General features: G+C 60.1%; 27 protein-coding genes. 20 read left to right on the forward strand and 7 right to left on the reverse strand.

The window, feature by feature from the left end; translation table 11 throughout:
- The first annotated feature begins 102 nt into the window (after positions 1-102).
- The 4 genes from H8F22_RS22160 (at position 103) to H8F22_RS22175 (ending at position 4,407) form a co-directional block, all read left to right on the forward strand.
- The gene (locus tag H8F22_RS22160) at positions 103-816 is read left to right on the forward strand and encodes a GntR family transcriptional regulator (protein ID WP_027924058.1); all 714 of its coding nucleotides are present in this window, start codon (positions 103-105) and stop codon (positions 814-816) included.
- Complete coding sequence (locus H8F22_RS22165; protein ID WP_027924059.1) at positions 813-1,811, forward strand: ADP-ribosylglycohydrolase family protein; 999 nt, start codon at positions 813-815, stop codon at positions 1,809-1,811. Before H8F22_RS22160 ends, H8F22_RS22165 begins: the two co-directional genes overlap by 4 nt.
- A 219-nt stretch (positions 1,812-2,030) precedes the next feature.
- Complete coding sequence (locus H8F22_RS22170) at positions 2,031-3,497, forward strand: purine-cytosine permease family protein (RefSeq protein WP_194940684.1); 1,467 nt, start codon at positions 2,031-2,033, stop codon at positions 3,495-3,497.
- Positions 3,490-4,407, forward strand: a complete 918-nt coding sequence (locus H8F22_RS22175) for a PfkB family carbohydrate kinase (RefSeq protein WP_194940685.1) — start codon at positions 3,490-3,492, stop codon at positions 4,405-4,407. Before H8F22_RS22170 ends, H8F22_RS22175 begins: the two co-directional genes overlap by 8 nt.
- A 131-nt stretch (positions 4,408-4,538) precedes the next feature.
- Here H8F22_RS22175 and H8F22_RS22180 read toward each other — a convergent pair whose 3' ends face one another.
- The 5 genes from H8F22_RS22180 to H8F22_RS22200 form a co-directional block, all read right to left on the reverse strand.
- Positions 4,539-4,919, reverse strand: coding sequence for a termination factor Rho (locus H8F22_RS22180; protein WP_027924062.1), 381 nt, complete (start codon positions 4,917-4,919; stop codon positions 4,539-4,541).
- A gap of 25 nt (positions 4,920-4,944) precedes the next feature.
- Positions 4,945-5,199: a hypothetical protein gene (locus H8F22_RS22185; RefSeq protein WP_027924063.1), complete on the reverse strand. Its 255-nt coding sequence runs from the start codon at positions 5,197-5,199 to the stop codon at positions 4,945-4,947.
- A 47-nt stretch (positions 5,200-5,246) separates the two neighbouring features.
- A complete protein-coding gene (locus H8F22_RS22190; RefSeq protein WP_059182349.1) occupies positions 5,247-5,582 on the reverse strand; it encodes a hypothetical protein in 336 nt (111 codons plus the stop codon).
- Between the two features lie 83 nt (positions 5,583-5,665).
- Positions 5,666-6,871 carry an MFS transporter gene (locus tag H8F22_RS22195; RefSeq protein ID WP_194940686.1) on the reverse strand — a complete coding sequence of 402 codons (1,206 nt, stop codon included), beginning with the start codon at positions 6,869-6,871 and terminating at the stop codon, positions 5,666-5,668.
- Positions 6,872-6,983: 112 nt separating this feature from the next.
- Positions 6,984-7,637, reverse strand: coding sequence for an HD domain-containing protein (locus H8F22_RS22200; protein ID WP_194940687.1), 654 nt, complete (start codon positions 7,635-7,637; stop codon positions 6,984-6,986).
- A gap of 146 nt (positions 7,638-7,783) precedes the next feature.
- Between H8F22_RS22200 and H8F22_RS22205 the strand changes: the two genes are divergently transcribed.
- From H8F22_RS22205 to H8F22_RS22230, 6 genes are all read left to right on the forward strand, one after another.
- Positions 7,784-8,266: a GNAT family N-acetyltransferase gene (locus tag H8F22_RS22205; protein WP_027924067.1), complete on the forward strand. Its 483-nt coding sequence runs from the start codon at positions 7,784-7,786 to the stop codon at positions 8,264-8,266.
- Between the two features lie 155 nt (positions 8,267-8,421).
- On the forward strand, positions 8,422-9,414 hold the full coding sequence (locus H8F22_RS22210; RefSeq protein ID WP_059182351.1) for a 2-dehydro-3-deoxygalactonokinase: 993 nt from the start codon (positions 8,422-8,424) through the stop codon (positions 9,412-9,414).
- 19 nt (positions 9,415-9,433) lie between these two features.
- Positions 9,434-10,054, forward strand: a complete 621-nt coding sequence (locus tag H8F22_RS22215) for a 2-dehydro-3-deoxy-6-phosphogalactonate aldolase (protein WP_027924069.1) — start codon at positions 9,434-9,436, stop codon at positions 10,052-10,054.
- Between the two features lie 47 nt (positions 10,055-10,101).
- Positions 10,102-11,250, forward strand: coding sequence for a galactonate dehydratase (dgoD, locus tag H8F22_RS22220; protein WP_007903915.1), 1,149 nt, complete (start codon positions 10,102-10,104; stop codon positions 11,248-11,250).
- Between the two features lie 169 nt (positions 11,251-11,419).
- Positions 11,420-12,730, forward strand: a complete 1,311-nt coding sequence (locus H8F22_RS22225) for an MFS transporter (protein ID WP_027924070.1) — start codon at positions 11,420-11,422, stop codon at positions 12,728-12,730.
- A 60-nt stretch (positions 12,731-12,790) separates the two neighbouring features.
- Complete coding sequence (locus tag H8F22_RS22230; RefSeq protein WP_027924071.1) at positions 12,791-13,594, forward strand: IclR family transcriptional regulator; 804 nt, start codon at positions 12,791-12,793, stop codon at positions 13,592-13,594.
- Here H8F22_RS22230 and H8F22_RS22235 read toward each other — a convergent pair.
- A complete protein-coding gene (locus H8F22_RS22235; protein WP_027924072.1) occupies positions 13,591-14,643 on the reverse strand; it encodes an NAD(P)-dependent alcohol dehydrogenase in 1,053 nt (350 codons plus the stop codon). The two genes, H8F22_RS22230 and H8F22_RS22235, sit on opposite strands and share 4 nt — an antisense overlap.
- Before the next feature lie 190 nt (positions 14,644-14,833).
- Between H8F22_RS22235 and H8F22_RS22240 the strand changes: the two genes are divergently transcribed.
- A complete protein-coding gene (locus H8F22_RS22240) occupies positions 14,834-15,724 on the forward strand; it encodes an AraC family transcriptional regulator (protein ID WP_027924073.1) in 891 nt (296 codons plus the stop codon).
- Positions 15,725-15,824: 100 nt separating this feature from the next.
- Here the strand turns inward: H8F22_RS22240 and H8F22_RS22245 are convergent, their stop codons facing one another.
- Positions 15,825-17,489 (reverse strand): electron transfer flavoprotein-ubiquinone oxidoreductase, encoded by a 1,665-nt coding sequence (locus H8F22_RS22245; RefSeq protein WP_194940688.1) that lies wholly within the window; start codon positions 17,487-17,489, stop codon positions 15,825-15,827.
- A 548-nt stretch (positions 17,490-18,037) separates the two neighbouring features.
- Between H8F22_RS22245 and H8F22_RS22250 the strand changes: the two genes are divergently transcribed.
- The 9 genes from H8F22_RS22250 (at position 18,038) to H8F22_RS22290 (ending at position 25,125) form a co-directional block, all read left to right on the forward strand.
- Positions 18,038-18,787, forward strand: a complete 750-nt coding sequence (locus tag H8F22_RS22250) for an electron transfer flavoprotein subunit beta/FixA family protein (protein WP_007945693.1) — start codon at positions 18,038-18,040, stop codon at positions 18,785-18,787.
- Positions 18,788-19,717, forward strand: a complete 930-nt coding sequence (locus tag H8F22_RS22255; protein ID WP_027924075.1) for an electron transfer flavoprotein subunit alpha/FixB family protein — start codon at positions 18,788-18,790, stop codon at positions 19,715-19,717.
- An 81-nt stretch (positions 19,718-19,798) separates the two neighbouring features.
- Positions 19,799-20,632, forward strand: coding sequence for a substrate-binding periplasmic protein (locus H8F22_RS22260; RefSeq protein WP_027924076.1), 834 nt, complete (start codon positions 19,799-19,801; stop codon positions 20,630-20,632).
- Between the two features lie 9 nt (positions 20,633-20,641).
- The gene (locus tag H8F22_RS22265) at positions 20,642-20,998 is read left to right on the forward strand and encodes a DUF4398 domain-containing protein (protein ID WP_027924077.1); all 357 of its coding nucleotides are present in this window, start codon (positions 20,642-20,644) and stop codon (positions 20,996-20,998) included.
- Positions 20,995-21,807 carry an OmpA family protein gene (locus H8F22_RS22270; protein WP_059182354.1) on the forward strand — a complete coding sequence of 271 codons (813 nt, stop codon included), beginning with the start codon at positions 20,995-20,997 and terminating at the stop codon, positions 21,805-21,807. Before H8F22_RS22265 ends, H8F22_RS22270 begins: the two co-directional genes overlap by 4 nt.
- Positions 21,808-22,055: 248 nt before the next feature.
- Entirely contained in the window at positions 22,056-23,495 is a 1,440-nt protein-coding gene (locus tag H8F22_RS22275) for an aminotransferase-like domain-containing protein (protein ID WP_027924079.1), read from the forward strand.
- An 89-nt stretch (positions 23,496-23,584) separates the two neighbouring features.
- Positions 23,585-24,058 carry a hypothetical protein gene (locus H8F22_RS22280; RefSeq protein ID WP_027924080.1) on the forward strand — a complete coding sequence of 158 codons (474 nt, stop codon included), beginning with the start codon at positions 23,585-23,587 and terminating at the stop codon, positions 24,056-24,058.
- Positions 24,059-24,223: 165 nt separating this feature from the next.
- Complete coding sequence (locus H8F22_RS22285) at positions 24,224-24,478, forward strand: YkgJ family cysteine cluster protein (RefSeq protein ID WP_027924081.1); 255 nt, start codon at positions 24,224-24,226, stop codon at positions 24,476-24,478.
- A 41-nt stretch (positions 24,479-24,519) separates the two neighbouring features.
- Positions 24,520-25,125 carry an START domain-containing protein gene (locus H8F22_RS22290; RefSeq protein ID WP_027924082.1) on the forward strand — a complete coding sequence of 202 codons (606 nt, stop codon included), beginning with the start codon at positions 24,520-24,522 and terminating at the stop codon, positions 25,123-25,125.
- Positions 25,126-25,390: the final 265 nt, after the last annotated feature.

Here is a 25,390-nt window from a genome sequence, read left to right on the forward strand (position 1 = left end):
GTGTATCTGAATCACCCCTCTATCGCGTACAACCGCGTCCTCCCGTCACTTTCCTGAAATATCCCTTGCCCGCACGGACCCGTTTCGGCTATTTCTTTGTACATGATTAGACAGGTACGATTTGACAAGAAACAACGGGTGGTCGACGAACTCATCCGGCGCATTGAAAGCGGCCTCATGGAGGACGGCTTTCTGCTGCCGGGCGAGCATCAGTTGGCTCAAGAATTCAAAGTCAGCCGAGGGACGCTGCGTGAAGCACTCGCCGAGTTGAAACGGCGCAACTACATTGCGACGCAAAGTGGTGTCGGTTCCATCGTCACCTTCGACGGTGTGGTGCTCGATCAGCGCAGCGGCTGGGCCCAGGCGCTGGCCGACAGCGGAGCGTTGATCAATACCGAAGTGCTGCGCCTGGAAGCGGTGACGCGTCCGGACCTGTTGCCGCGTTTCGGCACCGACCAATTCATCACCCTCGACCGGCGCCGCCGCTCCAACAACGGCACGCTGGTCTCCCTCGAACGCTCATTGATGCCCGCGACCGGTGGCCTGGAAAGCCTGCCGCGCGTTGGTCTGATCGACAATTCACTGACCATCACCCTGGCCGCCTACGGCTACATCGGCGAACGCGGCGATCAATGGATCGGCGCCGAACCCCTGAATGCCGAAGACGCCGAATTGCTGGGGCGTCCGGTGGGCACCGTATTCCTCAAGGCGCTGCGGACCACCTACGACCGGCAAAACCGCTTCATGGAGCAAGTCGAAAGTCTGCTCGATCCCGTACATTTTCGCCTGCACCTGCAATTTGGAACCCCGAAATGACTGCGCTCAATCGTGCCCTGGGCGCGTTCTACGGACTGGCCCTGGGCGATGCGCTGGGCATGCCGACCCAGTCCCTGAGCCGCGCCGAAATCAAGGCGCGCTTCGGCGAAATCACCGATCTGGAAGACGCCGGCCCCGATCAACCGATCGCCGCCAACATGCCCAAGGGCTCGATCACCGACGACACCGAACAGGCGATTCTGGTCGGTCAGTTGCTGATTGAGGGTGAGGGACGGATCGAGCCGACGGTGCTCGCGCAGCGGCTGATCGAATGGGAAGCCGAGATGCAGGCCAAGGGCTCGCAGGACTTGCTCGGGCCTTCGACCAAGCGGGCGATCGAGATGATCCTCGCCGGTCATTCGCCGGAAGAAGCGGGGCGTTACGGCACCACCAATGGCGCAGCGATGCGCATCACGCCGGTCGGCATTGCGGCGGATGTCGCCGACCCGGAGCGTTTCATCAAAGCGGTGGTGCAGGCGTGTCAGGTCACCCACAACACCACGCTGGGCATCTCCAGCGCGGCGGCGGTGGCGGCGGTGATTTCTGCCGGGATCAATGGCATGGATTTGGGCGAAGCGCTGAACCTCGGCCAGCAGATCGCGCAGCAAGCCGAAGGTCGTGGTCACTGGGTGGCGGGCGGACGGATTGCCTCGCGCATCAGTTGGGCACGCAGCATTAGTGTCGACAGCGACAAGGCGCTGCTGGCGGACGTGATGTACGACGTGATTGGCACCTCGGTGGCCTCGCAGGAATCGGTGGTGGTCTCGTTTGCCCTGGCGCAGCAAGTGGCCATTGGCGAGATGAGTGCCTTTGAAGCGGTGTGCATGGCTGCGGGACTGGGCGGTGACACCGATACCATGGCGGCGATTCTCGGCGCGATGCTGGGGGCTTGCCTGGGCCTTGAGAGTTGGCCGGTGGCGATGATCGACAAGGTCAAAGCGGTTAATGGCCTTGAATTGGAACCGTTGGTGCAAGGGCTTTTGGCTTTGCGTTGACCGGGCTGACGCCTTCGCAAGCAAGCCCGCTCCCACAGGTAAAGTGCAAACCTTGAGGTACACACTGTCCCTGTGGGAGCGGGCTTGCCCGCGATAGGCGCGCCCCTTGTTTGAATTTTTCACCGCAATGGATCGCACTGACTTGGCCAGGACAGCCGGGCTGTAGTTGTCGTCTTCCGTCATTGCCCATAATCACAACAAGGCAACAGGAGTATTTCCATGAGTTCATCAACCGCCGGGCAAAGTGCCGGGCAACTGGAAACGCGCGGCATCGAACCGGTGCCGGAAGCGGAGTGCAACGGGCATCCGCTGCAACTGTTCTGGGTCTGGTTCGCCGCCAACATTTCCATCCTCGGCCTGCCGTTGGGCGCCACGCTGGTGGCGTTTCGTGGCTTGGCGATCTGGCAGGCAATCATCGTTGCGATCCTCGGCGCTGCCGGTTCGTTCGCGGTGGTCGGGATTATCTCCATCGCCGGTCGGCGTGGCCGCGCACCGAGCCTGACCCTGTCGCGAGCCATCTTCGGCGTACGGGGCAATATCGGCCCGACCCTGGTTTCGCTGATGTCGCGCCTGGGCTGGGAAACCGTCAACACCACCACTGCCGCGTTCGTGTTGCTGTCGCTGTGCTCGATCCTGTTCGGATCGCCCGTAGAAGCCAAAAGCGCGCCGGTTCTGACGTTGCTGTTTATCGCGATTTTCGTGTTGCTGACGTTGTCGGTGTCCGGCCTCGGTCACGCCACGCTGCTGGTGATTCAGAAGTGGGCGACCTACGTGTTCGGCGCGCTGAACATTGTGGTCGGCGGTTTCCTCTGCGCCACCATCGACTGGAGCGCCGTGTTCAACGCCACACCTGCACCGTTGAGCGCCATGATCATCGGCGTCGGCACCATGGCCGCCGGCACCGGGATCGGTTGGGCCAACGCCGGTGCCGACATGTCGCGCTACCAGCATCGCAGTGTCAAAGCCGTGCGCCTGGTGGCGTCGGCAGCGTTCGGTGCGGGGATTCCACTGGTGTTGCTCATCACTCTCGGCGGCCTGTTGTCGGTGGGTAACAATGACCTGGCTTCCGCCACTGACCCGATCATCGCGATCCGCGACATGCTGCCGACCTGGATGGCCGTGCCGTACCTGATCACCGCGTTCGGCGGCTTGCTGCTGTCGAATAACCTGTCGGTGTATTCGGCTGGCCTGACCACGTTGACCCTCGGTTTGAAGGTCAAGCGTGTGTACGCGGTGGTAGTGGATATCGTCGCGATCTTCGCCGGTTCGATCTACTTCATGCTGATCGCCGACAGCTTCTACGGTCCGTTCATCACCTTCATTTCCTTGCTGGCAGTGCCGATCACCGCGTGGGTCGGGATCTTCGTCGTCGACCTGATTCACCGTCATTACTACAGCCCCAAAGACCTGCTGGACGTCAGCCCGAGCAGCGCTTACTGGTACAGCGGTGGTATCGAATGGCGCGCCTTCGGTGCATGGGCCGTGGCGATCGTGTTGGGCTTCAGCTTTACCACCATCGGCACCACCGAACAGACGGTGTGGTTCCGTGGTTTCCTGTCCGACTCGTGGCTGGGCCATAACGGCCTGGGCTGGATCGTCACGTTCCTGGTGGCCGGCGGGATTTATTTTGTACTCGGTGGCGCCAAGGATCGCCGCGCCGCCATGACTGAGAATGCTCATGCCTAATTTGTTGCACACCGGCCAGGTCATCATCGACCTGGTCATGGCCGTGGATAAATTGCCTCAAACCGGCGGCGACGTGCTGGCGAAGTCCGCCAGTTTCGAAGCCGGCGGCGGCTTCAATGTGATGGCTGCAGCCCAGCGTAATGGCTTGCCCGTGGTCTACCTCGGGCGCCATGGCACCGGGCGTTTCGGCGATCTGGCGCGTGAGGCGATGCAGGCGGAAGGCATTCGGATCGGCATCGCCCAACCCGCAGACCGGGACACGGGTTTGTGCGTGGCGGTGACGGATGCCTCGGCCGAACGCAGTTTCATTTCCTACATCGGCGCCGAAGGCGAACTGACCGCCGAGGACCTGGCCAGCGTGCCGGCCGAGGCGGGCGACTATGTCTACGTCAGTGGCTACAGCCTGCTGCAGGTCGGCAAGGCGAAGGCGCTGGTGGATTGGGTGCTGGATTTGCCGAAAGGCATCAACGTGGTGTTCGATCCGGGGCCGTTGGTGGATTCACCGGATGAGCCGTTGATGAAAGCCTTGCTGGCGCGCATCGATATCTGGACCAGCAACAGCGTTGAGGTGCTGCGATTTACCGGTGCATCGGATATTGCCCAGGCGTTGGATCTTTTGGGCGATCACCTGCCCGCCGAGGTGTTGATGGTGGTGCGCGATGGGCCGCAAGGGTGTTGGATCAGCCAGCGTGGCGAGCGTCAGCATGTGCCGGGTTTCAGGGTGACGGCGGTGGACAGCAACGGGGCGGGCGATGCGCATGCCGGGGTGTTTGTGGCCGGGTTGGCGCATGGATTGTCGGCGGTTGAGGCGGCGCGCCGGGCGAATGCCGCGGCGGCGTTGGCGGTCACTCGGTGGGGGCCGGCGACTTCGCCGGGGAGTGCTGAGGTGGATGCTTTAATCAATCCGTAAGATTGATGGTGTCTGAACGATAGCCTTCGCGAGCAGGCTTGCTCCTACCGTTGATCTGCGTCGTGCACTGATCCTATGTGGGAGCGAGCCTGCTCGCGAAGGGGCCAGTCAATTCACCGCAGGTTCTGAATTTACCCAGCCTTGCGCAACGCCTCAATCAACGCCTGCTTGCGCATCCCGGACCGCCCGGGAATCTGCTTCGCTCGAGCCTCTTTCATCAGGCTATCAACCGTCTGCGTATCCCGCGAAGCCTTGCTGTTACGCGAATGGCCTTCACGGGTCGCCACCGCCCGCCGCGATGATTCCTTGCGATCCTCGGACTTGGCACTGGCCGGTTTCTTGCGCCCGGAACCCCCGGCGCGTTCACCGCCACCCGACTGCTTGTTCACCGTGGCCCAGGCGCGGGCCTCGGCTTCATCCTTGGACACACCTTTGTGTTCATAGCTTTCTTCGATGTGCTCGGCCTTGCGCTTTTGCTCGGCGGTGTATTTGTCTTTGCTTCCACGACGCATGGGATCTCTCCTGGCTTCAGAGTGTTCAGATTTCCAGTTTGCGTGCCGCTTCAACCCCGGCGCAACTGAGCTTGATCGGCAGGTTCAGCGAGTGCTCACCCGCTTCGTTGCACGTCACATGGCCGTGTTGAATCAGCCCTCGGTCCTGTAGGGCGGCGAGGGTGCTGGCCACGACTTTCTCCCCGCGATAATTGTCCAGGACCTCCTTGCCCAAGCCACTTGGGTGGGCGTGCAGCAGGCGGATCAGGACTTCTTTTTCCAGGTTGTTATCGTCGTTCATGCTTACCTCTGGATGGTGGTGGAGAGGTTGCTCGCGGCGGCGAGCTATTAATTGGCGGCCCCTTCGGAACCCGAGCCGCCGGTGGTGGTTTTCGAGCCGATGCCACTGCCGGCGTTATCGGGTGTGCGCGTGTCGGGCAAATTCAGCCCGCCTTGACGGCCGGCGTCGTTGCCCTGAGTCCGTGGGTCAGTGCCCGTGGAGGGCGGCAGGCTGTTGTCGATGCCGGAGCCGTTGGTGTTCATGCCGGGTGCGCTTTGGATGGCGGGCGCTTTCGGGCCCTCGACCGGGTTGGTCGGGCCGGTTCCTTCAGCGAGTGTCGCGGCGAATGCGGCAGAGGACAGCAGCGTGGTGAGGGCGAGGGCGGTCAACCTGGACATGAACATGGCATCGTCTCCGTTTAATAGAGTCCTTACCTGATGTTGGTCCGCCCGGGATTTGCATTGGTGCCTGAGGAACGACGAACGGTCTAGGCTGGCTGCACGGCTTTAGCCGGCGCAAACCGACGCCAGATCAACCGGCCCACGGTGATCAGCCAGTTCAGGACAGCCACGGCCAACACGGTCAGCAGCAGCGTCGGCATCCCGTGTTCAACGATGATTGTCCCCGCCAGCAAAGGAAATCCAAACACACCGATGAAGTAGGCGAGGCTGAACAACAGCAAGGCTTGTGAGGTCGTGCCGTGCGGCGCTTCGTTGGCCGCCAGGCCATTGATCACCGAATAGGTCAGCCCGTATCCGACACCGAGCATCACCGCCGCCAGTACATAGCTGAACCCGCTGTCGACCACGAAACCAAACACCACAATCGAGCCCATCATCAGGCCCGACAACAGGCAGGAGGCGCGGAACGGGTCACGCTTGACCACGATGCCTGCGATCAACATGCGGCTGCTGATCGCCGCGCCCATGAAGCCGAAAAAGAACAGTGAGTAGTCCAGCGAACGGGATGCGGCGTAACTGGTCTGGAAGCTCGACAGACCGCCGAACACGCAACCGCCGAGACCGACCATGATGATCGGGAACACAGCTTTGGACGACAGCACTTGAGCCGTTGCGCGCCAGGAAATCCGTGCGACCGAAGAGGCAGGCGCGGGCGCTTTCTTGAGCTGTGCATCCAGTCGCCAGAACAGTAAAACGCCGATCAGGCTGGCCAGTGCGGCGAGGTAAAACGCGGCGGTCACCGGATAACCGAGGGCGCTGGCGGCACGGCCCAGCAACGGGCCGCTGCCAATCCCGGTCATCATGCTGCCCGACAGCAACGCAAAGTATTTGGCGCGTTGGGCCGACGTCACCAGGCTGGCCACGATGATCGGCCCGAGGGTGTAGAACACGCCCCAACCCAGCCCCAGCAACAGTCCGAAAAACAGCAGCAGGTTGCCGAAGCCCGGGGTCAAGGCGAAGCCGAGACTGGCCGCCACCAGCAACACGCCAAACACGGCAATCGACCGCGCAGCACCGAGCCAGTCAGACAAATGCCCGGAGACGATCACCGCCGCAAAGGTGCTGAGCATGGCCGCCGAAATCACGCTGCCGGCATCGTGTTCATTGCCGCCGCGTGAGCCGATCAGCAACGACAGTAAAAACGTTGCGCCATAGGACAGCGACAGCAAATAGCTGGCGAGGCAAAACAGACCGAACAACCGGCTGGAGACTGGGGGTGTTGCGCTGGACATGACGCGGTTCCTTGACCCGATAGACGTGAGCGTTATCTATCTATCACGGAGGGCGCCGATGTTAGGTCTGTGGTTACCGATTTCAGGGTTAGTGCTCGCCGGAGTATCGCCTTCAGCAGGCGCCGATCTCTTCCTTGAATTGCTCCATGAAACCCTTCAGGCGCTTATGCCTGATCTGCGCCAGGTCTCGACCGGTTGCGGTCTGGAAGCCGTCCGCCAGGTGCAGCAGCTTGGTCTGGAAATGGTCGAGGCAAAAGCGTTTATCGTCGTAGTCGCGATGCTGTGCGTCCGGGTCCAGCGGGTCGTACAACGCGCTGCCCATGCGCCCGGCAACGTAGAACGTGCGCGCGACACCGAGCAGGCCGAGGGAATCAAGGCGGTCAGCGTCCTGCATGATTTGCGCTTCGAGCGATGCCGCGGGAATGTTGGCGGAGAAGCTGTGAGCTTCGATGGCGTGGGCCACTGCGCTGATGTTGGCGCGTGACCAATTCAGGTCGGCCAATACGACAGATGCTTTTTCGGCGGCCAGTCGTGATGCTCGCGAACGCAGCGGAGAGTTCTTCTCCACCGCCACACAATCATGCAACAGCACCGCCGCGAGCAACACCTCAAGATCGCCGCCTTCCTGCGCGTGAATTGCGCGCGCGTTGTGCCAGACCCTCTGCAAATGCGACAGGTCATGGGCGCCGTCCTCTGAAGGCTCCAGCGCATGGGGCAGCAAGTCAGCGGCGAGGATTTGCAGTGGCGCGAAAGCATCAGTGTTCATAAACATCCTGTTAAGTGAAAAAGTTTTCAGCCACAACACAACCCTGTGTAGCAGCTGGGCCATGATTCAGGATCAATTTCCCATGTGACGGACGCAGCGTGGCAACTTAGTATGGCGTTTTCAACCTTTGACGAAGGCACGTCCCCATGACGATCGAGATCCGCCCGGCGACCCCCAGCGATGCACCGCAAATCCTCGGGTTCATCACTGAACTGGCCGACTACGAACGTGCCCGCCACGAAGTCATCGCCAGCGTCGCCGACATCGAGCGCAGCCTGTTCAGCGAAGGCGCCACCGCCCACGGCCTGATCTGCCTGCGCGACGGCCTGCCGATCGGCTTCGCCGTATTCTTCTTCAGCTACTCCACCTGGCTCGGCAGCAACTGCCTGTACCTCGAAGACCTTTACATCACCCCTGAACAACGCGGCGGCGGGGCGGGTAAAACCTTGCTGCGCCACCTGGCGAAAATCGCCTGCGCCAATGATTGCGGACGGTTTGAGTGGAGCGTGCTGGACTGGAACAAACCGGCGATCGAGTTTTATAAATCGCTGGGCGCGCAGCCGCAGGAAGAGTGGGTTCGGTATCGGATGGATGGAAAGGTGTTGCGCGAGTTTGCCGAGGGTAATTGATCGTCAGCCTTGTCGTTTAAAAGATCGCAGCCATGAGCTGCGATTTTTTTGCGCATATCCCAATATATGGGAGTGATATTTATATATTGAGATTATCCTGCTTCCGGGTTTATAGTCCGGCTCACTCACTGCCAATAAACAAAACAGGTGAAGCGATGCTGGCGCAATTGATCGCGCTCGATTGGGGGACAACCTCATTACGTGCTTACAAACTCGCCGCAGGTGGCCAGGTGCTCGAACAGCGTTCGCTGTCGTCGGGGATCATGCAGCTGCCGCGCACGCCGCGAATCATTAACGGTCAGGAATGCGCCGACGGTTTCGAACTGGCCTTCGATGAGGCGTGCGGTGACTGGCTCGATGCACAGCCGGATTTGCCGGTGATTGCCTGCGGCATGGTCGGCAGCGCCCAGGGTTGGCGTGAAGCGGCTTACCGCGATACACCGGCGAACGTCGCCAATCTCGGCACTTCCCTGCAAACGGTTCGCAGTCTTCGCGGTGTCGATGTGCACATCGTGCCGGGTGTGATTCAGCGGTCGCGTTTGCCAAATGTCATGCGCGGCGAAGAAACCCAGGTCCTTGGTGTTCTGCAAACCCTGTCGAGCGAGGCGGGCAGCGACCTGTTGATCGGCCTGCCGGGCAGTCATTCGAAATGGGTGGAAGTGGCCGACGGCTGCATCGTGCATTTCGATACCTTCATGACCGGCGAAATCTTCGCCGTGCTCAGCGAACACAGCATTTTGGGGCGCACCCAGCAGCAGGGCGCGTCCTTCGATGGCCAGGCTTTTGATCGTGGTGTGCAAGTGGCGTTGTCGCCAGACGGCGAAATCGGTCCGCTGTCGACGGTGTTCAGTGCCCGCAGCCTGGGGCTGACCGGTGATCTGAGCGCCACGGCCCAGGCGGATTATCTGTCGGGCTTGTTGATCGGTCATGAGCTGTCGGCGCTGGCGACGGCCCAGCGGCGTCGGCGCAATAGCGTGCACCTGCCTTCGATCATCCTCATCGGTAATGCCCACCTCTGTGCCCGCTACAGCCGGGCCCTCGACGCCTGCGGGTTTGCCCGGGTGACGCTGGCCGAACAAGCCACTGAACGCGGGTTGTGGCAGTTGGCGCTTGCCGCCGGACTGATCACTTCCAACCCATCCCGTTAAACCTGACTGGAGGTCTGACATGCTCAAACACGCCTTGGCGCAAAACGGCCTGATCGCGATCCTGCGTGGCCTGCGCCCGGAAGAAGCGGCGGCCATCGGCGAAGTCCTGTACGCCGCCGGATTTCGCGTCATCGAAGTGCCGCTCAATTCCCCTGAACCGTACGAAAGTATCCGCATCCTGCGCAGCACCTTGCCCGCCGATTGCCTGATCGGCGCCGGCACGGTGCTGACACCGGAGCAGGTCGAGCAGGTGAAAGCCGCTGGCGGCCAAGTGATCGTCATGCCGCACAGCGACCCGAAAGTGCTGCGCGCAGCGAAAGCGGCGGGGTTGTTCCTGTCGCCGGGTGTGGCGACACCGACCGAAGCGTTTGCCGCATTGGCCGAAGGTGCTGACGTGCTGAAGATGTTTCCTGCCGAGCAGATGGGGCCGGCAGTCGTCAAAGCCTGGCTCGCGGTATTGCCCGCCGGGACCATTCTGGCGCCGGTCGGCGGGATCACGCCCGACAACATGCAGGTGTTTATCGACGCGGGCGTCAAAGGTTTCGGTCTCGGTTCCGGCTTGTTCAAACCGGGAATGACACCAGAGGACGTGGCCGTCAATGCCAAGGCCTACGTGGCTGCCTGGAAAGCCCTTCGCTAAGACTTTTTGGCGCGGTGAGCGCTGCCTCTAATAAGAGAGACAAGACAATGAAAATTACCAAACTGACCACCTTCATCGTTCCGCCGCGCTGGTGCTTCCTCAAGGTCGAAACCGACGAGGGCGTGACCGGTTGGGGCGAGCCTGTGGTTGAAGGTCGCGCCCACACCGTGGCGGCGGCCGTTGAAGAATTGTCCGACTACCTGATCGGCAAAGACCCACGCAACATCGAAGACATCTGGACCGTGCTCTATCGCGGCGGCTTCTACCGGGGCGGTGCGATCCACATGAGCGCGCTGGCCGGTATCGATCAGGCGCTGTGGGACATCAAGGGCAAGGCCCTGGGCGTGTCGGTCAGCGATCTGCTCGGTGGTCAGGTGCGCGACAAGATTCGTGTGTATTCGTGGATCGGCGGCGACCGGCCGGCAGACACCGCTCGTGCGGCGAAAGAAGCGGTTTCCCGTGGTTTCACGGCGGTGAAAATGAACGGCACCGAAGAGCTGCAATTCCTCGATTCCTTCGAGAAGGTCGACCTCGCCCTGGCCAACGTCGCTGCCGTGCGTGACGCGGTCGGGCCGAACGTCGGCATCGGCGTCGACTTCCATGGCCGGGTGCACAAGCCAATGGCCAAGGTGCTGATGAAGGAGCTCGATCCGTACAAACTGATGTTCATCGAAGAGCCGGTGCTCAGCGAAAACTACGAGGCGCTGAAAGAACTGGCGCCGCTGACCAGCACCCCGATTGCCCTCGGTGAGCGCCTGTTCTCGCGCTGGGATTTCAAACGTGTGCTGAGTGAAGGTTACGTCGACATCATCCAGCCGGATGCGTCGCATGCCGGCGGCATCACCGAGACCCGCAAGATCGCCAACATGGCCGAAGCCTATGACGTGGCGCTGGCGCTGCATTGCCCGCTGGGGCCGATTGCGCTGGCGGCGTGCCTGCAACTGGACGCGGTTTGCTACAACGCGTTCATCCAGGAACAGAGCCTGGGCATCCACTACAACGAGAGCAATGACCTGCTCGATTACGTGAAAGATCCGCGGGTGTTCGATTACGACAAAGGCTTCGTGAAGATTCCGAATGGCCCGGGGCTGGGGATCGAGATCAACGAGGAATACGTGATCGAACGCGCGGCGGTCGGCCATCGCTGGCGCAACCCGATCTGGCGCCATGCCGATGGTAGTTTTGCTGAGTGGTGAGTGCTTTCTGACTCACCACTATCCCCTGTAGGAGTGAGCCTGCTCGCGATGGTGTGTCAGTGACATCAATGCTGAATGACACACCTCTGTCGCGAGCAGGCTCACTCCTGCAAGAGGCCTGCGCCAGTCTTTCGAACGACCTCAATAAACATAAGAAGAGGCACTCCTCATGCAACCGCAAACCCTCGCCGGGCAAGCGTCGTTGGTGACGCCCAGTCGCAAGCGATTTTTCATCATGGTCCTGCTGTTCATCACCGTGGTGATCAACTACCTGGACCGCAGCAACCTCTCCATCGCCGCCCCGGCGCTGACCAGCGAACTGGGCATCGATCCGATCCACGTCGGGCTGATCTTTTCGGCTTTCGGCTGGACCTACGCCGCCATGCAGATCCCCGGTGGCTGGCTGGTGGACCGTGTGCCGCCGCGCATCCTCTACAGCGTCGCCTTGCTGCTGTGGTCGATTGCCACCGTGATGCTCGGTTTCGCCGCCAGCTTCATCGCGCTGTTCGTCCTGCGCATGGCGGTCGGGGCCCTGGAAGCGCCGGCGTACCCGATCAACAGCCGCGTGGTCACCACCTGGTTCCCCGAGCGCGAGCGCGCCACGGCCATCGGTTTCTACACCTCCGGGCAGTTTGTCGGCCTGGCCTTCCTGACGCCGGTTCTCGCTTGGCTTCAGCACGAATTCGGCTGGCACATGGTGTTCGTCAGCACCGGTGCGGTGGGCATTCTGTGGGCGGTGATCTGGTACGCGGTGTACCGCGAGCCCCGTGATTTCAAAGGCGCCAACGACGCCGAAATCGACCTGATCCGCGAGGGCGGCGGGTTGGTGGATATCCAGGCCGAGCAAGCCAAAGTCAAAGCGAAATTCAGCTGGACCGACCTAGGGGTTGTCCTGACCAAACGCAAACTGTGGGGCATCTACCTCGGCCAGTTCTGCCTCAACTCGACGTTGTGGTTTTTCCTGACGTGGTTCCCGACCTACCTGGTGAAGTATCGCGGCATGGACTTCATCAAGTCCGGTCTGCTGGCGTCGTTGCCGTTTCTCGCGGCCTTCGTCGGCGTGTTGTGCTCAGGGTTCTTCTCCGACTTCCTGATTCGTCGCGGTTACACGGTGGGTTTCGCTCGCAAGCTGCCGATCATTGGCGGCCTGCTGATTTCCACCTCGATCATCGGCGCCAACTTCGTCGAGTCGACGCCGCTGGTGATTGCGTTCCTGGCACTGGCGTTCTTCGGCAACGGGCTGGCGTCGATCACCTGGTCACTGGTGTCAACGCTGGCACCGGCGCGTTTGCTGGGACTGACCGGCGGGGTGTTCAACTTCATCGGCAACCTGTCGGCGATTACCACGCCGATTGTCATCGGTTTCCTGGCGACCGGGGATTCGTTTGCCCCGGCGATTACCTACATCTCGGTGCTGGCATTGATTGGCGCGCTTTCCTACATCTTGCTGGTGGGCAAAGTCGAGCGTATCAAGTTGTAGTGGCAGGCATCGGGCGACCATAATGCCGCCCGTTCACTCGCTCAACGGTAAAGGCTGGATATGCAGGAAGACGCCCCAAAAATCGCCAAGGACGCCGCCCCGACCGGCACCCAGACACTGCTTCGTGGCCTGGGTGTGGTTCAGGCCGTGGCCAGCGGCGCCCGCGATCTCAAGGAAATCGCCCGGCTGATCGGCACGACGCGCAGCACCACCCATCGTCTGGCCAGTTGCCTGGTGGACGAGCGTTACCTGCGTGTGGTGCCGCAAGTCGGTTATCTGTTGGGGCCGAAGCTGATCGAACTGGGTTTCCAGGCGCGCGAAGAGTTGCCGTTGGTGACCTTGGCCGGGCCGTATCTGGATGAGTTGTCGGCGTTGACCGGTGACACCATTCACCTGGCGATCCGCGAAGGTGACGAGGTGCTGTACCTGCACAAGAATCCGGGGCGCAATGGCCCGGAAATGCGTTCGCGGGTCGGCCATCGCATGCCGTTGGCCCGCACCGGGATCGGCAAGGCCTTGATGCTTGATGACTCGCAGGAAGAATGGCAACGGCTGTACGAAGTCAGCTTGCCAGCGGGTGGGAAAAATCTGTTTTGGCCGCAGCACCCGGAGCAATCCTGGGAGCAGTTTCAGCAGCGCATGGTCGAGTATGTGGCGGGTGGCTACGCCTTCGATCTGGAAGACAACGAGCCGTCGATCCGCTGTGTGGCGGCGCCGATCCGTGATGCCAGCAAGCGCATCGTCGCCGGCATCAGCATCGCCAGCACCGTGCCTTATATGCCGCTGGAAAAAATGGCCGAGCTGATCCCCCTGATAAAAGGGGTCACAGCCCGGCTCTCGGCAGAACTCGGCGCGAAGGTTTAGACCTTCAAGGTCGCCATGTCGATCACGAAGCGGTACTTCACATCACCGGCGATCATGCGGGCGTAAGCCTCGTTGATCTGGCGGATGTCGAGCATTTCGATGTCGCAGGTGATGTTGTGTTCGGCGCAGAAATCCAGCACTTCCTGGGTTTCTGCGATGCCGCCGATCAGCGAACCGGCGAGCACACGACGGCCCAACACCAGTTTGGCGGCATGGACCGGCGGATCGATCGGTTCGATCAGACCCACCAGAATGTGCACGCCATCGAAACGCAGGGTGTCGAGGTACGGGTTGAGATCGTGCTGCACCGGAATGGTGTCGAGCAGGAAGTCGAAGTAGCCGGCAGCGGCTTTCATCTGGTCGGCATCGGTGGACACGATCACGTGGTCCGCACCCTGGCGACGACCTTCTTCGGCCTTGCTCGCCGAGCGGGTGAACAGCGTCACTTCGGCGCCCATCGCCTTGGCGAACTTGATGCCCATGTGGCCGAGGCCGCCCATGCCGAGGATCCCGACCTTGTCGCCGGCCTTGACCCCGTAATGCTTGAGCGGCGAATAGGTGGTGATGCCGGCACACAGGATCGGTGCGGCGCTGGCCAGTGCGAGTTTTTCCGGGATGCGCACGACAAAGTGCTCGCTGACCACGATGCTGTCCGAGTAGCCGCCCATGGTGTTGCTGCCATCGACCCGGTCCGGGGTGGCGTAGGTCATGGTCGGACCTTCGAGGCAATATTGCTCAAGGTTGGACTGGCAGGCTTCGCAGCTGCGGCAGGAATCGACCATGCAACCGACACCAACCAGATCGCCGATTTTATGCTTGGTAACGTTCGCACCGATGGCGGTGACTTTGCCGACGATTTCGTGGCCGGGCATCAGCGGGTACACGGCAATGCCCCACTCGTTGCGGGCCTGGTGGATGTCGGAGTGGCAGACGCCGCAGTAGAGAATTTCGATCGCCACGTCGTCGGCCCGAGGGCTGCGGCGTTCGAATTTCACGGGGGCGAGGGGAGTGGTGGCCGACTGGGCGGCGTATCCGATGGCGGTGTACATGAGGAACCTCGCTAAAGCAGTGACAAGTGAGGCGGTGCATTCTGGGCGCCGCACCTGGCATCGACCATGGCGATTCCTCCGGGTGTCATGCCTATTCCTCCGGCATCCACGCTGGATTGATCAAATGCGCGGTCAGACCTGCGAAGATGCTTTCATCCCTTTTTCCGCGACATTTTTGTGAAGAGCTCCCATGTTGTTGACCCGACATCTCGATGCCAATGCCACGCTGGTTTCGCTGATCCAGCCGCTGACCACTCGCGACGGCTTCGCGCCCACCGCGTTGCCGGGCGTGCAGGTATTGCGCGCCAGTTGCGATGTGGCCCGTGGTCCGCAGATCTATGAGCCGAGTCTGGTCATCATCGTCCAGGGCAGCAAATTGGCATACCTGGGCCCGCGCACGCTGGAGTACGGCGCCGGCCATTATCTGATTCAGGCCTTGCCGGTGCCGTTCGAGTGCGAAACCTTTGCCGCGCCGGAGGGGCCGATGCTGGGGATTTCCATCGCGATCGACCGCACGTTGCTCGGCGAATTGGTGTTGGCCATGGGGCTGGTGGCGGGGCGCAGTATTGCGGCACAGACGCTGGAGTCGATGACCTCGACGGTACTCGACGACGCGATGCGCGGGTGTGTCGAACGGTTGCTGCGTTGCCTGCACGATCCGCTGGAATGCCAAGTGATGGGGCAGGCGCGTTTGCGTGAGTTGTTGTTCGTCGCGTTGCGCGGGCCGCAAGCCGATGTGTTGCGTGCACTGGTGGAGCAACAAGGGCAATTCGCCCGGGTCGCGGCTTCGCTCAGTCATCTGCATGCACATTACACCGAGCCGCTGAATGTCGAGACGCTGGCCAGTTGCGCGAACATGAGTGCGTCGACGTTTCACGAGCATTTCAAACGCAGCACGTTGTTGTCGCCGGTGCAGTATCTGAAGCGCTTGCGTTTGCTCAAGGCGCAGCAGTTGTTGCTGTCTGAAGGCTTGGGCGTGGCGCAGGTGGCGCATCGGGTGGGGTATCAGAGTACGTCGCAGTTCAGTCGGGAGTACAAGCGCTACTTCGAGCGTAATCCGGGGGATGAGCGCGCTGCCTGAGTTGGCAGGCTCACTCCTACAGGGGGATTTGTGGTGTCGGTGAAATCGCGGGCAACAAAAAGGCCCCCATTTCGGGAGCCTTGATGTTCAGAGGTTCGGCTTACATGTTCGGGTAAGTCGGGCCGCCAGCACCTTCCGGTGTCACCCAGGTGATGTTCTGTGCAGGGTCCTTGATGTCGCAGGTCTTGCAGTGAACGCAGTTCTGGGCGTTGATCTGGAAGCGCTTCTCGCCGTCTTCCTTGGTGATCACTTCGTATACGCCGGCCGGGCAGTAACGCTGGGCAGGTTCATCGTACAGCGGCAGGTTTTTGCTGATCGGGATGCTTGGGTCGGTCAGCTTCAAGTGGCAAGGCTGTTCTTCTTCGTGGTTGGTACCGGAGATGAACACCGAGCTGAGTTTGTCGAAGCTGATTTTGCCGTCCGGTTTCGGGTAGTCGATCTTCTTGCAGTCGGCCGCCAGCTTGAGGCAAGCGTAATCCGGCTTGGTGTCGTGCAAGGTGAACGGCAGTTTGCCGCCGAAGATGTTCTGGTCCAGCCAGTTGAAACCGCCGCCGACGATGGCGCCAAACTTGTGGATCGCCGGGCCGAAGTTGCGGCTGGCGAACAGCTCGTCGTAGAGCCAGCTCTTTTTGAAGGCGTCGACGTAAGTGGTCAACTCTTCGGTGCTGTCTTTTTCAGCGAACAGCGCCTCGGCCACGGATTCAGCGGCGAGCATGCCGGACTTCATCGCGGTGTGGCTGCCTTTGATCTTGGCGAAGTTCAGGGTGCCGAGGTCGCAACCGATCAGCGCGCCGCCCTTGAAGACCATTTTCGGCAGCGAGTTCAGGCCACCTTTACAGATGGCACGCGCGCCGTAGCTGACGCGCTTGCCGCCTTCCAGGTACTGCTTGAGCACCGGGTGATGCTTGAGGCGCTGGAACTCGTCGAACGGCGACAGGTACGTGTTGCTGTAGGACAGATCGACGATCAGGCCGACGACCACCTGGTTGTTTTCCAGGTGGTAGAGGAACGAACCACCGGTGTTCTCGGTGCCCATGATGTCCAGCGGCCAGCCGGCAGTGTGAACCACCAGGCCTGGCTGGTGCTTGGCCGGATCGATTTCCCAGATTTCCTTCAGGCCGATGCCGTAGTGCTGGGCGTCGGCTTCACTGTCGAGGTTGAAACGCTGGATCAGTTGCTTGCCGATGTGGCCACGGCAGCCCTCGGCGAACAGCGTGTATTTGCCACGCAGTTCCATGCCCGGGGTGTACAGGCCTTCTTTCGGATGGCCTTCGCGGTCAACGCCCAGGTCACCGGTGATGATCCCGCGAACCACGCCATTCTCGTCGATCAGCGCTTCCTGGGCAGCGAAGCCCGGGTAGATTTCCACGCCCAGGTTCTCGGCCTGCTGAGCCAGCCAGCGGCACAGGTTGCCCAGGGAGATGATGTAGTTGCCTTCGTTGTGCATGGTCTTGGGCACAAAGAGGTCAGGAATCTTTTGCGCGCTTTCAGCATTCTTGAGAACGAAGATGTCATCGCGGGTGACCGGCGTGTTCAGCGGGGCGCCGAGTGCTTTCCAGTCCGGGAACAGTTCGTTCAGGGCGCGTGGTTCGAACACGGCACCGGACAGAATGTGAGCACCGACTTCGGAGCCTTTTTCGACCACGCAGACGCTGATTTCCTTACCGGCTTCAGCAGCCTTCTGCTTCAAGCGGCAGGCAGCGGAAAGACCAGCGGGGCCGGCACCGACGATGACGACGTCGAATTCCATGTATTCGCGTTCCACAGGTTATCTCCTACTCAAGGCTCAACAGTTTTTTTTCTAATTGGAGGTTTGGTGTCGCATCCATGAATCCCTGCACTGATGCTGGGAGGGGACAATCGATTAGTCACCTTTCTCTCTGGGTGGCGCATTATATCTACACCACTCCTAGCGTCCAATACAAACGTTTGTTTGAATTGGCTCAAAGCCAGAGAAATCAAAGTCACGCGGCTTACGAACGGCCATTTTGCCGTATTGACCGGAATAGGCGTTCCGGTCAAGATACGGTCGGTTTTGCGCTCGCCGTAGGCTGACTGTTGGTTTCAAGAGCACCTCTAAAGACAGGGCGATGGCAGTGGCAAGTGATGCGCAGCTCAGGTTTGGCTCGCAGTTTACACGTCGCGATATTGAATGACTCGTTGGTCACCACTGACGAACGGTCATGCACTTCATGAGCGATGGTCACTTGACACGTTTGCCGGCGTTTTTAGAGGTGCCCTTGCGCCCGATGAGCATCAACCGCCAGGTTCGCCTAGGCGACTTTCTTTTCACCGGAGAGTAACGAGGAATCCATGAAGGTTCTTGTAGCTGTCAAACGCGTTGTGGATTACAACGTCAAGGTCCGCGTCAAGGCGGACAATTCCGGCGTCGATCTTGCCAACGTCAAGATGTCGATGAACCCGTTCTGCGAGATCGCCGTGGAAGAAGCCGTACGCCTGAAAGAGAAAGGCGTTGCGACTGAAATCGTCGTCGTCTCCGTCGGCCCGTCCACCGCTCAAGAGCAACTGCGCACCGCGCTGGCTCTGGGTGCCGACCGCGCCATCCTCGTCGAATCCGCCGAAGACCTGACTTCTCTGGCCGTTGCCAAACTGCTGAAGGCCGTTGTCGACAAGGAACAGCCGCAGCTGGTGATCCTTGGCAAACAAGCCATCGACAGCGACAACAACCAGACTGGCCAGATGCTCGCTGCATTGAGCGGCTACGGTCAGGGCACGTTCGCTTCGAAAGTCGAAATCAGCGGCGACAGCGTTGCCGTGACTCGCGAAGTCGACGGCGGCGCGCAGACAGTTTCCCTGAAACTGCCGGCCATCGTCACCACCGACCTGCGTTTGAACGAGCCGCGCTACGCGTCCCTGCCAAACATCATGAAAGCCAAGAAGAAGCCTCTCGAAGTGCTGACTCCGGACGCTTTGGGCGTTTCCACCGCCTCCACCAACAAGACCGTGAAAGTCGAAGCGCCTGCTGCACGCAGCGCGGGTATCAAGGTCAAGTCGGTGGCTGAACTGGTCGAGAAACTGAAAAACGAAGCGAAGGTAATCTAAATGACTATCTTGGTTATTGCTGAACACGACAACAAAGTAGTGGCCCCGGCCACACTGAACACCGTGGCTGCCGCTGCCAAAATCGGTGGTGACATCCACGTTCTGGTTGCAGGCCAGGGCGTTGGCGCCGTGGCTGAAGCTGCTGCGAAAATCGCTGGCGTGAGCAAAGTATTGGTAGCTGACAACGCTGCCTATGCTCACCAACTGCCGGAAAACGTAGCGCCTCTGGTTGCAGAGTTGGGCAAGGGCTACAGCCACATCCTGGCTGCCGCGACTTCCAACGGCAAAAACATCCTGCCGCGCGTTGCCGCTGCGCTGGACGTTGACCAGATCTCCGAGATCATCTCGGTCGAAAGCGCTGACACCTTCAAGCGCCCGATCTACGCCGGTAACGCCATCGCGACCGTTCAGTCCAACGCTTCGGTGAAAGTCATCACCGTGCGTGCCACCGGTTTCGACCCGGTTGCTGCTGAAGGCGGTTCGGCTGCGGTTGAGTCCGTTGCTGCTGCTCACGATGCTGCGATCTCCAGCTTCGTTGGCGAAGAGCTGGCCAAGTCCGATCGTCCGGAACTGACCGCTGCCAAAATCGTCGTTTCCGGCGGTCGTGGCATGCAGAACGGCGACAACTTCAAACACCTGTACGCCCTGGCTGACAAGCTGGGCGCTGCTGTCGGTGCTTCCCGCGCCGCGGTCGACGCAGGTTTCGTACCCAACGACATGCAGGTCGGTCAGACCGGCAAGATCGTTGCTCCACAGCTGTACATCGCGGTCGGTATCTCCGGCGCGATCCAGCATCTGGCCGGCATGAAAGACTCCAAAGTGATCGTTGCGATCAACAAGGACGAAGAAGCGCCGATCTTCCAGGTGGCCGATTACGGCCTGGTGGCAGACCTGTTCGAAGCAATCCCCGAGTTCGAGAAGCTGGTCTAATCCAGCGGCCTGACTTATAAAGAGCCCGACCTTTTGGTCGGGCTTTTTTTTTGTTCCGGAGTTGAGTGGGAGAGTGTTGCCATGGATCTGCGTCGCGTGTGTGGCTGGTCGTTATTGCTGGGCCTGACGATGTTGCCGACCTTGTCCAATGCGGCGGGCAAGTGCGATCGACTGATTGTGACCGGCAGCCCGGACGCACCACCGTATTTGTGGCAAGACCCGCAAAACCCTAAAAAGCTGATCGGTGCCAGTGCTGACCTGTTGCAGCAAGTGGCGGGGGAGTTGGGCATCAAGGTCGAGTTGCTGTATGCCGGCAAACGCGCCCAGGCGCTGGACGAAGTACGCAGCGGGCGCATGGACATGTTGGCCGATGCAACGTTGACCGTGAGCGAACTGGAAACCCTGGATTACATTCATCCGCCGTTGCTGGAAAACGATTACCTCGTCTGGACTCGCAAAGACTCGGCATTGATCTACAACCAGGCCCAGGACCTCCACGGCCATCCCGGCGCATTGTCGGAAAAGTCTCGAATGACCCCGGATTTCGGCACTTTTGCCGATCAGCAATTGACCCTCACCCGTACGCCCAACCTGACCCAGGCCTTTCAGAAATTACTCTTGGGCGAGGTGGAATTTGTACTCGCCGGACGCTACTCCGGCATGGCGGCCGCGCAGGCGCTGAGCATGGCCAATGACCTGGTCCCCCGTGCCGAGCCAATCGACAAACCCGGTCTGTACCTCGCGGTTTCCCATAACTCCGCCTGCAACGATCCGTGGTTGCGCGGACAGCTGGCCAAAAAGATGACAGAATTGCCCGCCTCAGGACTGACGGACACCGCGTTGCAACGCAATATCGAGCGTTGGAAAGCGCAGCAACAGCAGCAGCAACAACCTGTCAGTACCCCAAAACAGTAGGGATTCTTAGTGAGTATTCGACCTCTTTTCGCTGCCCTGGCCGTTCTGGCTCTGGCGGGTTGTGCAGCCGATCCGGCGCCGAATGAACAGATTCGCCTGACCGAACAGGCACTCGTCCAGGCAAAAGCCGTGGGCGCCACCGCCGACGACATGCCGGAAATGAAACTGGCCGAAGAAAAATTCGCCCGTGCCCAAAGCAATATGACCGAGCAGTCCTACAAACATGCGCGCATGCGGGCCGAGCAGGCCGAACTGGACGCGCGCCTGGCCGAAGCCAAGGTGTTGACCCTCAAGAGCGAGGAGCAATTGAACGTGCTCAATACCCGTATCACCCGTCTGCGCAAGCAACTGGGAGATGCCCAATGAGCCTGAAGTCGAAAGCGCTCGCCAGCTTGATCCTCGTCGGCTGCACCAGCCTGTATGGCTGCGCTGGCCAGCACAGTGACGCCGCTTTGCAAGAAGCGGGCGCCGACTTCCAGAAGGTCAAGGAAGACTCCAATGTGCTGCGCATCGCGCCCAAGGACGTGATCCGCGCCGGTGAGTCGCTGGCCCGCGCCGATCGTCTGTCCAGCTATTGGGGCAGCGGTTCGGACGTGGTGCATTACGCCTACCTGAGCCAGCGCTACAGCGAGATTGCCCGGGAGCACACCAATCTGGTGCTCAACGAAGAGCGCGCGGCGAAGCTCGAACTGGAGCGTCAGCGTCTGCAACTGGCATTGCGCGAATCCAAATTGCTCAGCGTTCAGCAACAGGGCAAGTGGCTCGAAGAGCAGATTGTCGCGCTGGCGACCACCCAGACGGATCGTGGCCTGGTGATGACCTTGGGCGATGTGCTGTTCGATACCGGTGAAGCCGAGCTGAAAAATTCGGCCAACCGTGTGGTGCTGAAGATTGTTCAGTTCCTGCAGCTCAATCCGAAACGCGTGGTGCGGATCGAAGGCTATACCGACAGCACCGGCGGCAAGCAGGACAACCTCAAGCTGTCCCGTGACCGTGCGCAATCGGTGGCTGACGTCCTGATGGATTTGGGCATCGACGACAAACGCATTCAAGTTGAAGGCTACGGCGATGAATACCCGGTGGACGTAAACGCTTCCGAGCGTGGCCGTGCGCAGAACCGTCGGGTGGAAATTGTGTTCTCCGACGAAAAAGGCCAGCTCGGCGCCGCCCGCTAAGCATCTTTGGAAAGGTAGGTTCGCGAAAGCGAATTACCCCCGAAATCTTGTAGCAAACCCGGCCTGCCAGACAGAGTCGGGTTTTTTTTCGTCTGCTTTTTGCAGGGTTGATCGCAAAAAGCAGTACAGATTTTGCTGACACTGCACTGTACGGTCGACTATTGTGGCAACTGTCCCAGTACACTTCTAAACTGTTCCGGTATTGTTTCACACAAGAATAAAATGCCCGTGAAATCGAGTGCTGCGTCATGACCAATCTCTTGCTCTACCAACGTATTGCTCAACAACTGGCCGAAGACATCCGCCGTGGTGTCTATCAACCGGGGGAGCGCGTGCCTTCGGTGCGCAAGATGAGCTCGCAGCTCAACGTCAGCCATGCGACGGTGTTGCAGGCGTATGCCAATCTTGAAGATCAAGGGCTGATCCGCGCCCGGCCGCAGTCGGGCTACTACGTTCACCAGACGCCGGCCCTGACTGCGCCGACGCCGGACATCGCCCGGGTCGAGCGTCCTGGCCTGGTCACGCGCAGCAGCATCATTCAACAAGTGTTGGTCGAATCCCGCCGCGAGGGTGTTTTTCCGTTGGGTGCCGCAGTGCCCAGTGTCGATTACCTGCCGGTGCGGGCGCTGCATCAGCAATTGGCCAAAGTCACTCGTTTCCATAGCCCGCGAGCCTTCAGCTACATGTTCAGCCCCGGTTTTGAACCGTTGCGCCGACAAGTGGCGATCCGTATGCGCGATGCCGGCGTGGTAGTCGATCCTTCCGAAGTGGTCATCACCCACGGCTGCGTCGACGCGTTGCAGATGTCACTGCGGGTATTGACCCGGCCGGGCGACCTGATCGCCGCCGAATCGCCGACGTATTACGGTCTGCTGCAACTGGCCGACTTGCTCGGCCTCAAAGTGATCGAAATCCCGAGTGATCCTGCCACCGGTATGAGCCTGGAAGCACTGCAACTGGCGGCCAACCAATGGTCGATCAAGGCGCTGGTGCTGACCACGCGACTGAGCAATCCCTTGGGTGGGACCATGCCCGAGGAGCGGCAGAAACAATTGCTGCGCCTGGCGTCTGATTTCGACATCCAGATTGTCGAAGACGATATTTACGGCGAACTGATGTTCGAGCAGGGGCGTACCAAATCACTCAAGGCCTATGATCGGCTGGATCGGGTCATCTATTGTTCAAGCTTCTCCAAAACCCTGTCGCCGGGCGTGCGGATCGGCTGGATGATTGCCGGCAAATACCAGCAGGAAATCCAGCGCCTGCAGACGTTCAGTACCCATTCGGCGTGCAGTGTTACGCAAATGGGCATTGCGGCGTATCTGGAAAACGGCGGCTACGACCGACATTTGCGCTACATCCGCCAGGAATACCGCAAGAACCTCAGCGCCTTCCAGCTCGCCGTTCAGCAATACTTCCCTGAAGGCACGCAGATGACCCGGCCGACCGGCGGCTTCATCTTGTGGGTCAGTTTGCCGGGGCGGGTCAACACCCAGGAATTGCACGTACGGGCGTTGCAGCAGGGCATCAGTATTGCGCCGGGGCTTATCTTCAGTAACACCGAACAGTTCAATCACTGCATCCGGCTGAACTGCGGCATACCCTGGAACCGTGAAGCCGAACGGGCCTTGATGACGTTGGGGATGCTGGCGACGCAACTTTGCCAGGAGACGGCCGGCGGCTTCTGAGCAGTCGGGAGGGAGGTTCTCGGCGGAGCTTGTCATGTGGCGCGCAACAGGCGAGCATATGGCCCTCTGCCGTTACTGCTGTTGGGTTCATGAAACCGATTTTTCCTGCCGTCTGCCTGTTTCTTTGCCTGTTGATGACCGTTCACGCTGAAGGCGTCATGGCAGCGGCTGCCCAGGAAAAACCTGCCGCCAGCGCAACCGCAAAAAAACCGCTGCCTGCGAAAAAGGCCACGACGGTGAAAAAGCCAACGGCGGTGGTGAAAAAGCGTCCACCCATTGCCGCCAAGTCGAAGGCGCCCAGTGAAGTGGTGAAAACCCAACTGCCTCCCGTCAAACTTGACTTGAGACTGCCACCGCAGATGGCCCAGGAACTGAAACCGATCGGCACCGTGCCGCTGCCCAGTCACGATGCGCTGCTGCCACAAATGTTTGGTGAAAAGTCCGGCAGTAGCCCGTTTCAGCTCAACGGTCGGCTGCTCAGTAACGAAATGCAATTGCAGCTGCGCAATGAAGAGCGTCGGGACGTCGAAGGCGCAGCCTTGGATTTCGAGTTCAAGCAGTAAATCGTTCCCATCCGTGAGCCGCTGGCCAGACGCTTTGTCGGAGACTGGTCAGTCACACGGATTTGAATGAAAAAACCCCGGTCCGGGTAATTTTAAACAACTGTTTTAGCGGTTACTCTGTGCCCTGTCCTTTTACACATCACACCTCGTGAGGAGCTCGTCGTCATGAAATGCCGTGAAGGCTGTGGCGCCTGTTGCATTGCCCCTTCCATCAGTTCACCGATTCCCGGTATGCCCCATGGCAAAGCCGCTGGCGAACGTTGCGTGCAACTTTCGGTCGATAACTTGTGCAGCATCTTCGGCAAACCCGAACGCCCCGCAGTCTGTTCGGCTTTTGAAGCCGATATCGAAGTCTGCGGCAGTAGCAGTGACGAGGCGATCAAATTGCTGGGATGGTGGGAGCAAATGACGGCGGCGTGATGTGTTCAACCAACGGAACTTCAACAATAAGGAATAAAACCATGGGTTCACTGCATCGTATCGCTGTGTTGTGTGGATTGACTGCGGTTCTGGCTGCTACGGCTGCCCAGGCCGAAGACTGGAAGGTCGCCAAGAACGAAGACGGCATCAAGATCTCTCTGGCCGAAGTACCGGGTTCGGACTACAAGGCCTATCAGGGCGTCACTTTGATGAAGACCACCGTCGCCAAACTGCGCGCTCTGCAAGAAGACGCGTCCGGTGCCTGTGCCTGGATTCACGACTGCAAAATGCAGAAGTCGCTCAAGCACGAAGGCGACCAGAGCTGGACCTATACCCAATTCAATACCCCGTGGCCCGTCACGGCACGTGATTCGGTGCTGCACATCACCACCGTTGAAGGCGCCGATGGAAGCATGACCCGCAAGCTCGAAGGTGTACCGAAATACATTCCGGAAGAAAAAGGTTTCGTGCGCGTCGCCAAAGTCGACGGGTTCTGGAAGTTCGTGCCCAAGGGTGACCAGGTCGAAGTGACCTATCAGGTGCACACCGAGCCAGGCGGCAGCGTGCCATCGATGATTGCCAACAAGTTCGTGGTCGATGCACCATTCAATACCCTGAAAGCCCTGAAAGAACGCGCCGAGAAGTAATTACAGCGTCGTTCAGCAAAACGCCCCGACTGGTTCGGGGCGTTTGCGTTTTCAGCCGTGCGCGGCTTTATTGTGTTTCCGGATATGCGTTGCACAAAATTTTCACAAAGCCTCCAAGACAATCCGCCCGCATCTGTCAGCCAAACAGTAATCAATGGCAATGAGGCGGGTGATGGTGCAACATTTGCGCATCGCGCAAGCCCCGGGGCCAAGCAATGGTCAATAGAGGGCAGGGCGCCGCTGTATTTTTTGAAACTTCAACTTC

Source organism: Pseudomonas mucoides (assembly GCF_015461845.1).
GTDB lineage: Bacteria > Pseudomonadota > Gammaproteobacteria > Pseudomonadales > Pseudomonadaceae > Aquipseudomonas > Aquipseudomonas mucoides.

Excerpts from the sequence above, each read along its gene's own strand:
- H8F22_RS22160 (WP_027924058.1), top strand. The coding sequence starts at position 103 with ATGATTAGACAGGTACGATTTGACAAGAAACAACGGGTGGTCGACGAA.
- H8F22_RS22165 (WP_027924059.1), top strand. The coding sequence starts at position 813 with ATGACTGCGCTCAATCGTGCCCTGGGCGCGTTCTACGGACTGGCCCTG.
- H8F22_RS22170 (WP_194940684.1), top strand. The coding sequence starts at position 2,031 with ATGAGTTCATCAACCGCCGGGCAAAGTGCCGGGCAACTGGAAACGCGC.
- H8F22_RS22175 (WP_194940685.1), top strand. The coding sequence starts at position 3,490 with ATGCCTAATTTGTTGCACACCGGCCAGGTCATCATCGACCTGGTCATG.
- H8F22_RS22180 (WP_027924062.1), bottom strand. The coding sequence starts at position 4,919 with ATGCGTCGTGGAAGCAAAGACAAATACACCGCCGAGCAAAAGCGCAAG.
- H8F22_RS22185 (WP_027924063.1), bottom strand. The coding sequence starts at position 5,199 with ATGAACGACGATAACAACCTGGAAAAAGAAGTCCTGATCCGCCTGCTG.
- H8F22_RS22190 (WP_059182349.1), bottom strand. The coding sequence starts at position 5,582 with ATGTTCATGTCCAGGTTGACCGCCCTCGCCCTCACCACGCTGCTGTCC.
- H8F22_RS22195 (WP_194940686.1), bottom strand. The coding sequence starts at position 6,871 with ATGTCCAGCGCAACACCCCCAGTCTCCAGCCGGTTGTTCGGTCTGTTT.
- H8F22_RS22200 (WP_194940687.1), bottom strand. The coding sequence starts at position 7,637 with ATGAACACTGATGCTTTCGCGCCACTGCAAATCCTCGCCGCTGACTTG.
- H8F22_RS22205 (WP_027924067.1), top strand. The coding sequence starts at position 7,784 with ATGACGATCGAGATCCGCCCGGCGACCCCCAGCGATGCACCGCAAATC.
- H8F22_RS22210 (WP_059182351.1), top strand. The coding sequence starts at position 8,422 with ATGCTGGCGCAATTGATCGCGCTCGATTGGGGGACAACCTCATTACGT.
- H8F22_RS22215 (WP_027924069.1), top strand. The coding sequence starts at position 9,434 with ATGCTCAAACACGCCTTGGCGCAAAACGGCCTGATCGCGATCCTGCGT.
- dgoD (WP_007903915.1), top strand. The coding sequence starts at position 10,102 with ATGAAAATTACCAAACTGACCACCTTCATCGTTCCGCCGCGCTGGTGC.
- H8F22_RS22225 (WP_027924070.1), top strand. The coding sequence starts at position 11,420 with ATGCAACCGCAAACCCTCGCCGGGCAAGCGTCGTTGGTGACGCCCAGT.
- H8F22_RS22230 (WP_027924071.1), top strand. The coding sequence starts at position 12,791 with ATGCAGGAAGACGCCCCAAAAATCGCCAAGGACGCCGCCCCGACCGGC.
- H8F22_RS22235 (WP_027924072.1), bottom strand. The coding sequence starts at position 14,643 with ATGTACACCGCCATCGGATACGCCGCCCAGTCGGCCACCACTCCCCTC.
- H8F22_RS22240 (WP_027924073.1), top strand. The coding sequence starts at position 14,834 with ATGTTGTTGACCCGACATCTCGATGCCAATGCCACGCTGGTTTCGCTG.
- H8F22_RS22250 (WP_007945693.1), top strand. The coding sequence starts at position 18,038 with ATGAAGGTTCTTGTAGCTGTCAAACGCGTTGTGGATTACAACGTCAAG.
- H8F22_RS22255 (WP_027924075.1), top strand. The coding sequence starts at position 18,788 with ATGACTATCTTGGTTATTGCTGAACACGACAACAAAGTAGTGGCCCCG.
- H8F22_RS22260 (WP_027924076.1), top strand. The coding sequence starts at position 19,799 with ATGGATCTGCGTCGCGTGTGTGGCTGGTCGTTATTGCTGGGCCTGACG.
- H8F22_RS22270 (WP_059182354.1), top strand. The coding sequence starts at position 20,995 with ATGAGCCTGAAGTCGAAAGCGCTCGCCAGCTTGATCCTCGTCGGCTGC.
- H8F22_RS22275 (WP_027924079.1), top strand. The coding sequence starts at position 22,056 with ATGACCAATCTCTTGCTCTACCAACGTATTGCTCAACAACTGGCCGAA.
- H8F22_RS22280 (WP_027924080.1), top strand. The coding sequence starts at position 23,585 with ATGAAACCGATTTTTCCTGCCGTCTGCCTGTTTCTTTGCCTGTTGATG.
- H8F22_RS22285 (WP_027924081.1), top strand. The coding sequence starts at position 24,224 with ATGAAATGCCGTGAAGGCTGTGGCGCCTGTTGCATTGCCCCTTCCATC.
- H8F22_RS22290 (WP_027924082.1), top strand. The coding sequence starts at position 24,520 with ATGGGTTCACTGCATCGTATCGCTGTGTTGTGTGGATTGACTGCGGTT.